This window comes from Streptomyces sp. NBC_00582 (assembly GCF_036345155.1).
Classification (GTDB): Bacteria; Actinomycetota; Actinomycetes; order Streptomycetales; family Streptomycetaceae; genus Streptomyces.
Window position 1 is genome coordinate 10,074,427 of the sequence record NZ_CP107772.1, and the last position, 14,811, is coordinate 10,089,237.

General features: G+C 69.7%; 13 protein-coding genes. 6 read left to right on the plus strand and 7 right to left on the minus strand.

All coding sequences use genetic code 11. The features are described from left to right. Positions 1–238 precede the first annotated feature (238 nt). The 3 genes from OG852_RS45690 to OG852_RS45700 all read left to right on the plus strand — a co-directional run bounded on the left by OG852_RS45690 (position 239) and on the right by OG852_RS45700 (position 4,703). Complete coding sequence (locus tag OG852_RS45690; RefSeq protein ID WP_330351022.1) at positions 239–2,506, plus strand: M4 family metallopeptidase; 2,268 nt, start codon at positions 239–241, stop codon at positions 2,504–2,506. Between the two features lie 553 nt (positions 2,507–3,059). After that, positions 3,060–3,470 (plus strand): hypothetical protein, encoded by a 411-nt coding sequence (locus OG852_RS45695; RefSeq protein ID WP_330351023.1) that lies wholly within the window; start codon positions 3,060–3,062, stop codon positions 3,468–3,470. Between the two features lie 243 nt (positions 3,471–3,713). Continuing rightward, positions 3,714–4,703: a DUF6745 domain-containing protein gene (locus OG852_RS45700; protein ID WP_330351024.1), complete on the plus strand. Its 990-nt coding sequence runs from the start codon at positions 3,714–3,716 to the stop codon at positions 4,701–4,703. A gap of 338 nt (positions 4,704–5,041) precedes the next feature. Here OG852_RS45700 and OG852_RS45705 read toward each other — a convergent pair whose 3' ends face one another. The 3 genes from OG852_RS45705 to OG852_RS45715 are packed head-to-tail and all read right to left on the minus strand — an operon-like array spanning position 5,042 to position 8,451. After that, complete coding sequence (locus OG852_RS45705) at positions 5,042–6,514, minus strand: class I adenylate-forming enzyme family protein (protein ID WP_330351025.1); 1,473 nt, start codon at positions 6,512–6,514, stop codon at positions 5,042–5,044. A gap of 37 nt (positions 6,515–6,551) precedes the next feature. Further along, on the minus strand, positions 6,552–7,475 hold the full coding sequence (locus OG852_RS45710) for an alpha/beta hydrolase (RefSeq protein ID WP_330351026.1): 924 nt from the start codon (positions 7,473–7,475) through the stop codon (positions 6,552–6,554). Between the two features lie 7 nt (positions 7,476–7,482). After that, entirely contained in the window at positions 7,483–8,451 is a 969-nt protein-coding gene (locus tag OG852_RS45715) for an enoyl-CoA hydratase/isomerase family protein (RefSeq protein ID WP_330351027.1), read from the minus strand. Positions 8,452–8,712: 261 nt separating this feature from the next. Here OG852_RS45715 and OG852_RS45720 point away from each other — a divergent pair, with 261 nt between their 5' ends. Beyond that, the gene (locus OG852_RS45720) at positions 8,713–9,396 is read left to right on the plus strand and encodes a TetR/AcrR family transcriptional regulator (RefSeq protein ID WP_133915524.1); all 684 of its coding nucleotides are present in this window, start codon (positions 8,713–8,715) and stop codon (positions 9,394–9,396) included. 32 nt (positions 9,397–9,428) lie between these two features. On the opposite strand, the gene OG852_RS45725 is transcribed toward OG852_RS45720, so the two are convergent. The 3 genes from OG852_RS45725 to OG852_RS45735 form a co-directional block, all read right to left on the minus strand. Next, positions 9,429–10,325 (minus strand): short-chain dehydrogenase/reductase, encoded by an 897-nt coding sequence (locus OG852_RS45725; RefSeq protein ID WP_330351028.1) that lies wholly within the window; start codon positions 10,323–10,325, stop codon positions 9,429–9,431. A 328-nt stretch (positions 10,326–10,653) separates the two neighbouring features. Then, a complete protein-coding gene (locus OG852_RS45730) occupies positions 10,654–11,148 on the minus strand; it encodes a MarR family winged helix-turn-helix transcriptional regulator (protein WP_330351029.1) in 495 nt (164 codons plus the stop codon). A gap of 131 nt (positions 11,149–11,279) precedes the next feature. Next, positions 11,280–12,506 carry an acyl-CoA dehydrogenase family protein gene (locus tag OG852_RS45735; RefSeq protein ID WP_330351030.1) on the minus strand — a complete coding sequence of 409 codons (1,227 nt, stop codon included), beginning with the start codon at positions 12,504–12,506 and terminating at the stop codon, positions 11,280–11,282. Between the two features lie 63 nt (positions 12,507–12,569). Between OG852_RS45735 and OG852_RS45740 the strand changes: the two genes are divergently transcribed. Continuing rightward, the gene (locus tag OG852_RS45740; protein WP_133915357.1) at positions 12,570–13,397 is read left to right on the plus strand and encodes an SDR family oxidoreductase; all 828 of its coding nucleotides are present in this window, start codon (positions 12,570–12,572) and stop codon (positions 13,395–13,397) included. A gap of 36 nt (positions 13,398–13,433) precedes the next feature. Continuing rightward, entirely contained in the window at positions 13,434–13,568 is a 135-nt protein-coding gene (locus tag OG852_RS45745) for a hypothetical protein (protein WP_330351031.1), read from the plus strand. A gap of 516 nt (positions 13,569–14,084) precedes the next feature. Here the strand turns inward: OG852_RS45745 and OG852_RS45750 are convergent. After that, a complete protein-coding gene (locus OG852_RS45750; RefSeq protein ID WP_330351032.1) occupies positions 14,085–14,678 on the minus strand; it encodes a TetR/AcrR family transcriptional regulator in 594 nt (197 codons plus the stop codon). Positions 14,679–14,811: the final 133 nt, after the last annotated feature.

Consider the following 14,811-nt stretch of genomic DNA (forward strand, 5'->3'; position numbering starts at 1 on the left):
CATGTGCCTTTCAGGCTGAAACGATCTCCTCAGCGCCCGGGCACAACGCACATCTCGTCGGCGGAGGCCCTTCCGGTCTCCGCTCTCATTCTCATCGGCTGGCATCACCCAGTCGTGTCAAAGGAGTTGCAGCGTGACGGACATCTTCCGCACTACCGGGGCACAAACGTCCTGGAGCGGAACGACTTCGCCTCAGCGTTCCCCTTCCGCCCGCCGTACCGCCTCCGTCCGTCGGCCCATGACGATGGTCGCCGCCGGCGCGATGATCGCACTTCTCGGGACGGCGCTCCCCGCCGCCGGCGCCCCCCTGACGGCGGGCGACGCGGACAGATCACCGCGGCAGATCGCAGCGGAACCCAGACCCGGCGCCAGAGCGGTCCAACTCCCCTCGGGGGAGCGCGCGAAGATGCTCAAGGCGGCGGCCGACGGGGGCTCCGCAACGGCCCGTTCACTGGGACTGGGCAAGCAGGAGAAGCTGATTCCGAAGGATGTCGTCAAGGACGCCGACGGCACCGTCCACACCCGCTACGAGCGCACCTTCGCCGGACTGCCCGTTCTAGGGGGCGACTTGGTGGTGCACGAGCGCGGCGAGTCCAGCAGTGTCACCAAGGCGTCGCAAGCGGCGATCTCCGTCCCGACGACCGACGCGGCCTTCTCCGCCGCGAAGGCGGAGAAATCGGCCCTGGCCGCCGCGGAGCAGCAGGACACCGGCAAGGCCACCGTGAAGCAAGAACCCCGGCTGGTCGTATGGGCGGGAGACGGTGAGCCGAAACTGGCCTGGGAAAACGTTGTCACCGGTGTGCGGGAGGACGGCACCCCGAGTCGTCTGCACGTCCTGACCGACGCCGGGAACGGCTCCCGGCTGATGAGCCACGAGGAGGTCCAGACAGGCGAGGGGATCAGCCGATACAACGGCAGGGTCCAGGTCGCGAGCGTGCGGAGCGCCGACCACTTCGAACTGACCGACTCTCAGCGCGGCGGCCACCAGACGTACGACGCTGCCGGGACCTACGGAAAGGGCGCGCTGGTCACCGACGACGACGACGTCTGGGGCGACGGGACTGCGGCCAACGGCCAGACGGCGGCCGTGGACGCCGCCTACGGCGTGGCGAAGACATGGGACTTCTACCACGACCGGTTCGGCCGTAACGGCATAGCCGACGACGGCCGCGGCGCCTACTCCCGCGTGCACTTCGGCGTCGGCTACGCCAACGCCTTCTGGCTCGACGAATGCTTCTGCATGACCTACGGAGACGGACGCACCAACGACAGGCCGGTCACCGAACTCGACATCGCGGGCCACGAGATGACCCACGGCGTGACCTCGGCCACCGCGGGCCTGCTGTACTCCGGAGAGTCCGGCGGGCTGAACGAGGCCACCAGCGACATCCTGGGCACCGCCGTCGAGTTCTTCGCGAACAGCGCAGCCGACGTGCCCGACTACCGGATCGGCGAGCTGATCGACCTGCGCGGGACCGGAGAGCCGCTGCGCCACATGGATCAGCCCTCCAAGGAGATCAACCCCGCCGGCACCTCCCAGGACTACTGGACCACCCAGACCAAAAAGCTCGACCCCCACTTCAGCTCCGGCGTGGGCAACCACTTCTTCTATCTGCTCGCCGAGGGCAGCGGGAAGAAGACCATCAACGGCATCGCCTACGACAGCCCCACCTATGACGGTCTGCCGGTCTCCGGCATCGGTCTGCAGAACGCCACCAACGTCTGGTACCGGGCGCTGACCCGCTACATGACCAGCACCACCGACTACGCGGGCGCCCGCACCGCCACCCTCCAGGCGGCGGCGGACCTGTTCGGCGTCTCCAGCGACGCGTACGAGGCCGTCGGCAACGCCTGGGCCGCCGTCGCCGTCGGCCCCCGCTATGTGAACCACATCGCCGCGAAGCCCCTCTCCACCCGTGCCGTGGCCGTCGGGCAGGCGGTCACCCGGCAGGTCGAGGCGACGACGACCCGCCCCGGCGGGCTGACCTACTCCGCCACCGGTCTGCCCACCGGTCTGTCGATCGACCCCTCGACCGGACTGATCTCCGGCACACCGACCGCGGCCGGCGCATTCGACACGTCCGTCGTCATCAGGAACTCCGCGGCGGAGACGCTGACCCTGCCCTTCGTCTGGACCGTCTACGCCTCCGGCGGCGGCTACTTCACGAACCCCAACCGGTACGACATCCCCAACTGGGCGACCATCGAGTCCCCGATCACCGTCACCGGGCACGACGGGAACGCGCCCGGCGACCTGAAGGTAACCGTCGATCTGGTGCATGACTTCATCGGCGGCCAGGTCATCAGCCTGGTCAGCGAGGACGGCACCGTGCTGCTCGTGAAGGACTTCGTCTGGGACACGGGCACGGAACTGCACAAGACGTTCACGGTCGACGCGTCCGCGATCCCCGCCGACGGCACCTGGAAGCTCAGGGTCACGGACAACACCCCCGGCATCTTCACCGTCGACCCCGGCTACCTCGACAGCTGGAGCCTCACCTTCTGACATCCCGCCCCGCCGAGCCCACCGCCGTGGTGGGCTTGGCGTCGTGTCCCCGTAACGCCTGGCTGAACGACGGCCAGTGGGCGTGGGCGCCGCGAAGACCGGTGGATCCTTGCCGGCCTGATGCCGGCTGCGCGGGCGTACGGCGTCCCGGTACTCGACGGGCACACGCAACTCGTTGCCCCGGCGCCTTGTCGGCGATCGCATTCCACCGTACGAGCCGTCCCGCACCCGGTGGCGGCGGCAGTCCGGGGCACCGTGCGGCTGACCGCGGACCTGGAGGCGACTGGCGCGAGGGGTACCAGGGCCGTCAGTGGACTCGACCTCGCACCGCCGGGCCGACGAACTGCACCTTGCTCGAACCGTCGCCCACGATGTCTATGATGTGGGGCCGTACGGATGGACCCAACCCACCCTTCACGTCACGATGGTGTCGGCCTCGCGATCACGGGTTGCGGTGTCGGGTTCGGGGCTGACCTCGACTCGGTCGGCGTCCTGTCGAGCCCGTGGTCGGCGGCGACATCGGCGCGGGCGTTGGGATGGGAGCGGGGTTCTGTTGAGGATGCGGACTTGGCTGGGGGCGCTGTCCGGAAGGGGACGGCCCCGTACAGCGGGTGAGACCTCGCTGGAGAGCCGGGCGGAGATCTCACCCGAGGAGCGGGCGGTGCTGCTCGTCCGAATTCTCGACGATCCTGCAGCGCGCGAGGACGAGAAGTCGGACGCCGCGATGTACCTGGAGGACTTCTCCGGCCCCCTTGTCGAATCCTGCCTGATCCGGATCATCCGCGCCGAGGATTTCACCAGCGTGCTGGCCCAGGAGTGTGCGGAGTCCCTCGCCGGGATCTGGGCCAGGACCGGCCGAGTGGACCCCGCCTTCATGGCAGAGCTGCGCGGTCCGGCGATGGACGAGGTCTTCGGCATCCTCGGCGCCCGCGCCCCGCACCTGCTGCCCCCTGACACTCGCTAGGAGCTGTTCGGAGTTCGGATCTTCCAAGCCGACCGCCGACCGCCTGCACGCCCTGCTTCCTCACGTCCGGCCGGATCTGTGTGGCCGTGGAAAGTGACCCGGCGAAGTCGGCTGCCCTGCCTACGTATTGACGCACAATGGGCTTGAATCGATGGCGTGTGCGCACCGTTCACCTCGCTGGGGGAGCCGAGTGACCATGAATATGTCTGCTCCGACCTCGACATACGGCTGGTGACGTGACACATGGCCTACACCGGTACCCTCACCGACGCCGATGCCGCTCTGATCGCCAGGACGAGCGAGGAGTGGATGACCGCGGGCCGGTCCACCGAGCGCTGCGACCGCCCCGTGGCGGAGGCCGCGGTGGCTGCCGCCTACGCCGAGGCGGGCCTTGTCCCACCGCGGACCGTCGTATGGATGGACTCGCCGTTGGGCGGCGCGCTCGCCGCTCGAGCGATCCGCCACGCGGTGCCGGTCGGCGAGTTGCGACAGCTTGTCGTCGGTGCGCTGCCGGACGCTGTGCTGGACCGGGTGGAAAGCCGGCTGGTCCAACAGATCCCGGAGCGGCCGGACGAGCCGCACGACGCGACGGATCCTGACAGCACGATCGACCTGGCCGAACTGAAGTCGCAGATGTTCCGCGCGTTCTACGGGCTGGACAGCCCGAGGGAACCTCTGTGGGGCCCGCTGTCGGAACATTTGCGTAGTCGGCTGGAGGCCCGGCTCGGCGGCCCCCTCCACGATCCCTTCGGGGTCGTGGAACCGGACGAATACCTCGGCGTGGAGCTGTGGAGCGAACTGCTCAAGCGGCTGAGGCCGCTGGAGGAGCAGCTCTCGGACGCCCTCGGGGCGGGGGTGGCCGGACAGCTGCGCGGCCATCTCCAGCACCGCCTGCCGGACGGCGTGCGCAGGCAACTGCGCGCCGAGGTGCGGGACTCCTGGGGCGTACCGCCCGACCCTGACGCGGTCATGTTCCGGAACAGGTTCGGTGGCTGGCTCGATCCCTGGGGTGGCGCCTACTTCGTCGCGGTCTTCAGCTGCGCCCTCCAGATCGCCGGTCTGGACCCTTCACCACGGCTGGACACGCTCGCCGCTGCCATGCGCGCGGTCGGCTGGTGGTGGCCGATGCAGGAGGCCGTGGTGCTCACCGACCGCCCGACCGAGCTGAGCCTCGACAGGTCGGGTGGCCTCCTACTGGCGGAATACGCCGATGGCTACCGGGTGGCGGCCTGACAGCCCTTGCCCTGCGGGGACGGCGTCCTCGGCGCCGTGCCGTCGGGGAAGCTCCCGGCATGACGTGTGAACCATCCACGTCGAGAGACAAGGTTGGCCCGCTGCGAAGAGCAGCGTGCGAGCGCACGGATCAGGCTGGGCGGCGACGGCCTCCACCGTCGCCGCCCAGCCCGCCAAGGGTCCGAGTCACCCTTGCGAGCAGCCCCGCGGACGTACCCGGCAGGCCGGGAACGTGGCGAGGCTCGCGAAGTTCCGGGGAAGCCCCGGAACTGGACTCGGCCCCTGACACGGAGCTGAGCGCCGCCACCGAAGACAGCCCCAAGCGCCATCCATGGAGGTCAGGACCGCGCAGAGACCTCGGCGTGGGCAGCGCGCAGCGAGACCTTGTCGATCTTTCCGACCGCGTTCTTCGGGATGGCTTCCACCACGAAGTACGCGGTCGGGCGCTTGAAGCCGGTGAGGCTGTGCGCGCAGAGCTCCTGCAGCGCCGTCGGATCGACGGTCTGGCCCGGTCGGGGCTGGACGTAGGCGACGACCAGTTCTCCCCATTTCTCGTCGGGTACGCCGATCACGGCGGCCTCGAGCACCGACGGGTCTCCGACGAGGACGTCCTCGATCTCCTTGGGGTAGATGTTCTCCCCGCCACGGATGATCATGTCTTTCGAACGTCCGACCAGGGTCAGGTATCCGTCGGCGTCGAGCCGGCCCACGTCGCCGGTGTGCAGCCAGCCGTCGACGAGGACTTTGTCTGTCTCCTCCGGGCGGCCGAGGTAGCCCCGCATGACGTTGGGACCCCGCACGACGACCTCTCCGTCCGCGCCCGCCCGCGCCTCGCTGCCGTCGGCGTCGACGATCCGGATCTCCTGACCGGGGAAGGGCAGTCCCACGGTTCCGGCGCGTCGGGGGCCCGCGACAGGATTGATGGTGGATCCGCAGGTTCCCTCGGACAGCCCGTACCCCTCGACGAGCGGAAACCCGTAACGGGCCTCGAACCGGGTCAGCAACTCGGCGGAGGCGGGTGCCGCGCCGCAGACTCCGAAGCGCAGGGACGAGGTGTCGGGGCGGACCTGGTCCGGAAGCGCCGCGAGCATGCTGTAGATCGTCGGCACGGCACTGAAGAAGGTGGGGCGCTCGCGTTCGACGACGTCGAAGAAGGTCTCGGGATGGAATCGGTCGGCGATGGCAACGCTCGCGCCCGCCAGCAACGGTACGAGGATGCTGACCACGATGCCGTTGACGTGGAAGAGCGGCAGGATCAACAGGCACCGGTCGGCCGGCCCGACCTCCAGCGCCCGACGCCCCATGTCCGCCATGGCGTCGATGTTGGCGTGGTCGAGCATCACCCCCTTGGGAACCCCGGTCGTGCCACTGGTGTAGATGAGCAGGGCCAGCGCGGACGGGTCCGGAAGGGGCGCGTCGTCCGGCTCCGCCGCTCCGTCGTGCAGTTCGCCGACGGCGAGGACGGCAGTCCCGTCCGCCACGGGGGCCTCACCGTCCTCGCTCACCAGGAGGCGTGCGCCGGAGTCCATGAGCTGTCGGGCCACTTCGACGTCGGTCATGCCAGGGTTGACCGGCGTAATGGTGGCGCCGAGCCGCCAGGCGGCGAACAGCAGGAGCACGAACTCGACGCGGTTGGTCAGCTTGAGGGCCACGACGTCGCCGGGGCCGATCCCGAGGTCCTGGAGGTGACGTGCCGCCGCCTGGACGCGGCGCAGCAGCTGGACGTTGGTGAGGGCCTGGCGGCCGTCGGAGACCGCGGCCCCGTCGGGGTCGAGGGCCGCGCGGCGGTCGGGCAGAGATGCGAAATTCATGGCGAGGGCGTACCTGTCTCGGTGTGATGCGGTCCGGTCACGGAGCTGACCTGGCGGCTGCCGGGTTCAGTTGGCGGGTGAGGAACTCGATCTGGTCGCGCACCAGTACGTCGAAGGTCTCGCCGGTGTAGAAGTCGAAGTGGCCGGCGTCGTACCTCTTGATCTCTCCCTTGGGTGCGGTGCGCGCGTAGCGGAGGGTCTGGGCGGGAGGCGTGACGGAGTCGGTGTCGCTGACGCAGAAGAGGATCGGGATGGTGATCTTCTTGGCCGCACGCCCGGGCCGGTAGGTGAGGATGGTCGGGATGACCCTCGCCGCCACCTCGTTGCGGAACGTCGTTCCCGCAGGCTGGAGCGCCTGGTATCCGGGCAGGGCGTCCGGAGCGTTCATGAGCGCCGACGAGCCGGGGGCGGCGGCGATCGGAACCATCACCGGCGGCTTTCCGCGACCTCGGGCCGCCAGATCGCGGGCGACGACGGGGAGGACCTTGAGCGAGGCGGCGGGTCCCAGTGCGAGCGCGGAGGCGAGACCGTCGGTGAAGGGGCACTGCGCCACGGCCGCGCGCAGTTCGGGGTGGCGTGAGGCGACGGTGATGGCATGGCCCCCGCCGAACGAGCTGCCCCACACGGCGATGCGGGTGCGGTCGACGTCCGTGCGCGTCTTGACGTAGGCGAGGGCGGCGTCCCAGTCGGTGAGCTGACGCTTGATCGACAGGAGCTGGCGGGGGTGGCCGCCGCTGTCGCCGAAGTGCCGGTAGGTGAAGGCCACCGCGGCGATGCCGGCCTGTGCGAAGCGCTCGGCGAAGGCGTCCAGGCGCATCTCGCGGACGGCGCCGAGGCCGTGCCCGAGGATGACGACGGGCGGAGACGTGACGCCCGTGGGGAGGTAGAGCCAGCCGGCACAGGTGCTGTCGCCGGAAGGGAACGTGATGTCGTGACGGGTGAAGGACCGCGCAGTGGTCATCGTCGGTTCACCGCCCGTCCGTCGGGCGACGGCCCGGCACGCTGCCCGACGCGAGGGCCTGAGCATAGGTGGCCGGTGTGTAGAGCGGGAGTTCGCCGGTGGCGTCGGTAGAGGCCTGGTAATCGAGCATCAGCCTCTGGCCTTCCTCCGACATGACCCGGGTGAAGAACTCGGCGCGTTCGACATGCAGGCCGTCCTCAAGTGACATCGAGCCGCCGAAGTACACCGACCTCTTGGCGGCCGCGACCGAGCCCTTCGACCGCTTCCCGAAGTGCTCGGCGAGTTCGACCGCCTGCGCGACCACCTTGTCCTGCGCGACGACCTTGTCCACCGCCCCGTTGGCGAGGGCCTCCTCGGGCGTGAACGGCTTGCCTTCGAGGATCGCGGCCAGGGACCGGTGGGTGCCGATCAGGCGGGTCAGCCGCTGGGTGCCGCCGCCGCCCGGGATGATGCCGAGGAGGATCTCCGGCTGGCCGATGAAGAAGTCCCCGTCGGCCATGACCCGCAGATCGCACGCCCAGGCGAACTCCGCGCCGAGCCCCAGGGCGGAACCATTGAGGGCGGCGACGTAGAGCACGCCACTGGCGTTCATCCGCAGGAACGTGCTGTGCAGACGCTCCAGCTGAAGCGCCCCGCGCATCGGGGTCCTGCGCATCACGGGCCCGAGGAGGCGGGACCGGTCCACGTGCTGTGCCATGCGTACGACGGCTGCGGCACCGCGCCGGCCGACCGTAGGGCTCGCGGCGCCCTCTTCCTGGAGCCACCGGACCGCGGCATGGCTGACGAACCGCTCGGGATGTGCCCCGGTGAAGACGACGGCGCGGATCTTCGGATCGCGGTCGGCCCGGGTTACCAGCTTGTCGAGCTGGCGGGCGATGTCGAGGCCGAACTCCTGGTGCGGGCCGCCGTCGACCCGGACGATCAGGACGGCCCCGCGGTCTTCGACCGTCAGACGGCCCTTGTCTTTGTATGGCATGGGTTCTGCTCCCGTGCTGGGTTCAGGGGGTGGGAAAGTGCGTGGGGACGGCCGCGGATGCGTGTCGCAGCGATGGGGTCGGGTTCGCCCCGACACGCTGTGTCCGCACGGGCGGCGCGAGACTGGACCAGCGGGTGATGACGGGTCCGAGGGCGGACGCGTGGATCCGAGGCGGCACGTCACATGCGATGTGTACTATTGCCGCGAAGAATCACATAACCAAGTTATTTGCAGTATGTCAACGGTGGAGGCGTGCGGGACATGGCAGGGCGGGCGAGGGTCGAAGACGCACCGGAACGACTTGTGCAGGCGGCCATCGGCCTGCTGGCCGAGCAGGGCCCGTCGGCTTTGAAGGCGCGCGCGGTGGCTTCCGCGAGCGGACTGTCGACGATGGTGGTCTACAGCCACTTCGGTGGGATCCCCGAGCTGATGAGCGCTGTCGCCGACCACGGGTTCAAGGAACTCGGAACAGCGTTTGCCCGGGTACCGCTGACGGAGGACCCGATCGCGGATCTCTTCGCCATGGCCTTGACCTGCCGTCGGCAGGCCCGTGAGAACCCTCACCTCTACGACCTGATGTTCGGACTGTCCACCCGGGCGACGTACCGGCCGCTGCCGGATACGGACCGTCGCCTGAGCGGGCATTCCCCGGCCTTTCGGGAAGCCCACGCCCATGTCACCGCGGCCTGCGAACGGCTCGTGCACTCCGGCAGGGTCGAGCGACAGGACCCCGAAGCCGTCGCCGCCCAGCTGTGGAGTTACGTGCACGGTTACATCACCCTCGAACTGGCCGAGCACTTCGCCGAGTTCGACGACGCCGTGGCGCAGGTGCTCCTGCCGATGGGCGTGAACTTCGTCGTCGGGCTGGGTGACGCGCGAGAACGTGCCCAGGCCTCCCACGAGGCCGGCGCGCGCCTGTACGACTCGATCGTCCAAGGCCGCTGAGAGCAGGGTGGTTGGCGCGGTCCGGTGCGCGGCTAGGACGGCCCGGTCTCCGCGGCGGGGGCATCCGTGCCCGGCGTGAGCTGGTCCTGTCTCCCCAGCGCCGCGACCTCCCGTTCGAGGGACGGCACCGCCCGGGCCGCGAAGCGCCTCGCCCAGGGCCAGGCCAGCGGTGAATTCAGCGCCGCCTTGGCCCAGTTGGCCACGACGACCGCGCGCGGGACGTACACCCGGCTGCGCCGGCGCACGAGCCCGTCGACGATCGCGGCGGCCGCCCGGTCGGCGCTCGTGGTGACATTGCCCGGATAGGGCAGCCGCGCGCGCAGGTCCTGGAACGAGGGGAGATCCGCCTCGGCGCCTCGCACGAGGTCCGTGTCGATCCAGGAAGGGTGCACCACACCGACCGTGACCCCGAGGTGGGCCACCTCCTGCCGGTAGGTCAGGGCGAGCAACTCGGCCCCGGCCTTGCTCGCGCCGTAGGAGGACATCGCGGCCAGCGGCATGAACGACAGCGCGGACGCCACGACCAGGACGTGGCCCCGGCTGCGCTCCAGATGCGGCGTCGCGTACTTGAGGGTGCGGAACACGCCGTTCAGGTTGATGTCCAGGACCCGCTCGAACGACGCCTCGTCCGTCTGGCGCACCGTCCCGTACGCCACGACGCCGGCGTTGGCGACCACGAGGTCGATGCCGCCCATGACCTCGGCGGCCTCGTCGATCGCCGACCGTAGAGCGGCCCCGTCGCGCACATCGGCCTCACGCCACGAAGCGGTCGGCCCCAGTTCGTCGGCGAGGGCGCGCAACCGATCGGCTTCGAGGCCGATCACGGTCACCCGGGCCCCTCGGGCGGCGGCCAGGCGGGCCACCTTCTCCCCGATACCGCGTGCCGCTCCGGTGACAACCAGTCTTCTGCCCAGCAAGTCACGTTTCATGGCGGCAACATAACTTCGTTATTGATGGAACACAAGAGACCGCGCACCTGGCTGCTGCTCGGTTGCCTATGCCCGGACCGGTCGGGGGTCTTCGGCTGCGGCGGGGCGCCGAGGCGGATGTTCCGGGCCACCGCCGAGGTGGCACCCTCTTGCCTGTGAGGTCGTCACCGTCGTGACGACCTGTAAGCGGGCAGACCGCCTCGCAGCCGCCGCCGACCGCCAAGGCGAGCGGCCTCGGATCGGCGGTTGGCGGCGGCTGGCCGCCCGTGCGGCCCGGCCGTCGCGGCCGAGGTGTGCCGCCTGGGACCGCGGAAGGCTCCTCCTGCGGTCAGGCCTTCTTGGTGCCGCTCTGCTCGCGGACGCCATCGAACATGGAGGTGAGGGCGGGACTCTCGGCGAGGCTGCCCAGCAGCGCGTGGAGCGAGTGCCGTTCAGTGGTGCCCAGGTCGGCGAGGATGTCGTTGTCGAGGCCGACGAGTGTGCGGTTGAGGTCGGCCAGGACCTTGCGCCCGGCGTCGGTGATGTCGACGGCGTAGCGGCGTCGGTCCTGGGGATCGCGTGTCCGCTCGGCGTATCCGGCCCGCTCCAGGTCGTCGAGACTCGTCACCATCGTCGCCGGGTCGATGCGCAGGAACGAGCCGAGCGCCAGTTGCGGCATGGCCCCGTTGTCCGCCAGGGCCTGCAGGACGCTGTAGTGGCGCACGCGCAGGCCGGTGGCGCTGAGGCCGTCTTCGGCGATCCTGAATGCCACCTGCCCGAGTTTGACCAGCAGGCAGATGGTGTGTTCGGCCACTGTCCCCGGTACCAGCGGAGCCTCGGACATCGTTCATCCCGCCTATGGTTAGCCCTGCGTATCGTCGGGTCCATCGTACGAGAATGCCTGAGGCGGCCGGAGCGGAGCAGCCATCTCGGTGCGCTGAAGCGGGCTCGCGGGGCAGGGGATGCGCGGGGCCGTCAGCCGGTGATGGTCCGGCCGAAGATCTGCCGGGCGATGACCCATTTCTGGATCTCGTTGGTGCCCTCGTAGATCTCGCCGATTTTGCTGTCCCGGTAGATCGCCTCGACGGGGCCGGGGCTGCCGTCGGCACCGAGTTCGCGGGCGAAGCCGAGGCCTCCGAAGGCCTGGACGGCGTCGCGCGCCATGTCCACCGACAGTCTGGTGGCGTAGTACTTCGCCATCGCGGCCTCGGGTTCCGGGGAGGGGTTGCCGGCGTCCAGGCGCAGGGCGGCCTTGGTGACGAGGGTGCGGGCGTTGTCGATCTCGGTGGCCCGTTCGGCGAGCAGGAACTGCCAGTGCTGGTTGGCGGCCACCGGCTTGCCGAAGGCGTGTCGCGTCGACAGGTGGGCCACGGTGTGGTCGAAGGCTGCCTGTGCCATGCCGACCCCGGCGGCCGCGATGCCGATCCGGCCGTAGGTCAGCGTCGACAGAGCGTGGCGCAGTCCGTGCCCCTCGGCGCCGCCGAGGAGGTCGTCGTCGGACAGGTGTACGTCCGTGAAGCGGATGTCCGCGGTGAGCTGGCCGCGGTTGCCCATCTTGCGGTCGGCGAGGCCGACGTGAACGCCCGGAAGCGCGGTGTCGACGATGAACATGCTCAGCCGCTCGCCGGTGCGGGCGAGAACCACGACGAACCCGGCGACGGGCGAGTTGGAGATCCACCGCTTGTGGCCGTTCAGCACCCAGCCGCTCTCGCCGCGTACGGCCTCGGTCCGGACCGCCTGCGGGGACAGGTCGCTGGAGGCGTCCGGCTCGGTGGTGGCGAACGCGCCGACCACCGAGCCCGCTGCGACCTTGGGCAGCCAGCGCTGCTGCTGCTCCTCGGTGCCCTGCCGCAGGGCGTTGCCCGCCAGGATGCAGTGCACGTCGAAGACGGCCGCGACGCTGCTGGAGTAGTAGGCCAGTTCCTCGATCGCGGCGGCGGTGGCGGTCGCCGGGTGGGTCAGACCGTCGCCGCCGACCTCGCCGGGGAAGGGGATCCGGAAGACGCCTGCCGATGCGAGGGCGTCGAACACCTGCCGGGGGAAGCCGTCGGTGCGCTCGTCGCCGTTCGCGATCGCCGCGGCGTGCGGAGCCACCTCGTGCTCCGCGATCCGGCGCACTGCGGCGCGTACGGACTGGGTCTCTTTGGGAGCGAGGAGCTCGTGGTAGAGGCGGTCGCTCTGGCGCGCGGGAGTGGAAGTCATGCGTGGACCATATCATTCGTACCGCATATGATTAGTTCACCAATCGATTTTGGAGGTTCGACCATGACACGGACGCTGGCCGGCAAGACCGTCCTGATGTCGGGAGGCAGCCGCGGCATCGGACTCGCCATCGCCCTGCGCGCCGCCCGCGACGGGGCGAACGTGGTGATGCTCGCCAAGACCGCCGTACCGCACCCGAAGCTCGAAGGCACCGTCCACACCGCGGTCGAGGAGATCGAGCGCGCGGGCGGCAAGGGACTGGCCGTCGTCGGCGACGTCCGCAACGAGGACGACGTGCGCACCGCCGTCAACGCCGCGGTCAGTGCCTTCGGTGGCGTCGACATCGTGGTGAACAACGCCAGTGCGATCGACCTGTCGTCGTCGGAGCGGCTGGAGATGAAGCGCTACGACCTGATGCAGGACATCAACACGCGCGGCACGTTCCTGCTGAGCAAGGCGGCGATCCCGCACCTGAGGGAAGCGGGCAACCCGCACATCCTCACCCTCTCGCCGCCGTTGAACCTGGCGCCGCACTGGGTGGGCAAGCACCTCGGTTACACGCTGTCGAAGTACGGGATGAGTCTGTGCACCATCGGGCTCGCCGAGGAACTCGCCGCCGATGGCATCGCCGCCAACTCGCTGTGGCCCCGCACCCTGATCGACACGGCCGCCGTACGGAACGTGGTCGGCGGCGCCGGACAGGCCCGTAGTCCGCAGATCATGGCCGACGCCGCGTACGCCGTCCTCACGCGTGACGCGCACACGTGCACCGGCAACCTGTTCATCGACGACGAGGTCCTGGCAGCTGAAGGCTTCACCGACCTGTCCCTCTACAGCCCTGCCGGTTTCGAGGGCGAGCTCGCGCTCGACATCTTCGTCGATCCGGCCTGATCCGGCTCTCCGTCGAACACCGCGACATACCGACGGGTGAGCGACTTCAGCGACTGGCTTGCCGCGGAGGACCAGGACGGCATCACCCGGCTCTGCACGGTGCTCGGCGCACTCGTCCCGGCCGCCGCCACGCCGGACCGCGCGATCGCGGCCGGACCGGAGGCGCACTGACCGCCGCCCGCGGCAGCGACGTCCCTCTGCCGGCCTGGCCGATCGCCACAGCACGGCGCACCGCGAACGGGCGCCGGGCCGGCAAGGAGTTCCTGGCCCGTCTGAAGGAGCGCCCCAAGGACCGGGACAATTCACCGCTGGGGGCCGGCGCGGCCGCAGGATCGCTCCGTCATCCAGCTCGGAGGACATGGCCCGGCGGCCGAACGCCGAGCTGGTGATCTACCCCGACGGCGGTCACGGCGGCCTGTTTCAGTACCACGAGCAGTTCGTGCCGACCGCTCGCTTCTCGGCCGTACGTCGCCGAGGCGCTGGTCGTGCAGGATGGCGATGCGGAGACCGGTGTGGTCGACGTCCCGTCCGGGCGCCAGGTCCCAGGCCCGGGACCTGCGCTGCCGCCACGGCGTATCGAATGTGCGGACGCCGTCGGCGGTACGCGATTGCCCCCGGGGCCACCCGCTCATGCTGACGGCGGAAACGCGGGTGCACGGCACCGGCGTCCTGGCCCCTGCCAGGTGGTCATCCAGCCGGCGTTGACCGGCCCCGTGCCAGGGCGAGGGCGTTCTCGATTCCCTGCTCGAGGACCTCGTCGGAGAACTTCCGGTCGGAGAGCGCCCGGGACAGCTGCAGCGTTCCCACCGCCATGGTGTAGAGCCCGATGGCCTGACCGCGGGCGGACTGCGGATCCTCGGGTGCCAGACGGGCGGCGAGCTCGTCCAGGATGGCCTTGGCGCCGTCGGTGTAGGCGTCCTTGGTCGCGTCACCGCAGCGGCCGATCTCGTCGAGGAGGGCTGCGGACGGACAACCGTCGCCGGGGTTGTCCCGGTGCCCGGGCGACAGATACGCGCGGATGAAATCCTCAAGTCCCTCGCGGCCGGGCCGCAGCGTGTCGTACTGCTCCACCTGCGTGCGCAGTTGCTCGGCGACGACGTGGGCGACGAGGTCGTCCTTGGACTCGAAGTGGGCGTAGAAGGCTCCGTTGGTGAGCCCGGCGTCCGACATCAGCGTGGAGATGCCGGAGCCGTCGATGCCGTCCTGCTTGAACCGGTGGCCGGCCCGCTCGATGATCCGTTGCCGCGTCACCTGCTTGTGCTCCTTGGTGTAGCGCGCCACAGGGTTCCTCCCTCAAGTCCGCCGGTCCTTTGCCTCGTACCCCATCGTAATCTGTGTCTGACGCACGTAATATTATGGTCGACAGGTGATCCTTGAGGGGGTCCTCGACGCGAATGCCCTCGTCATGGGAAGT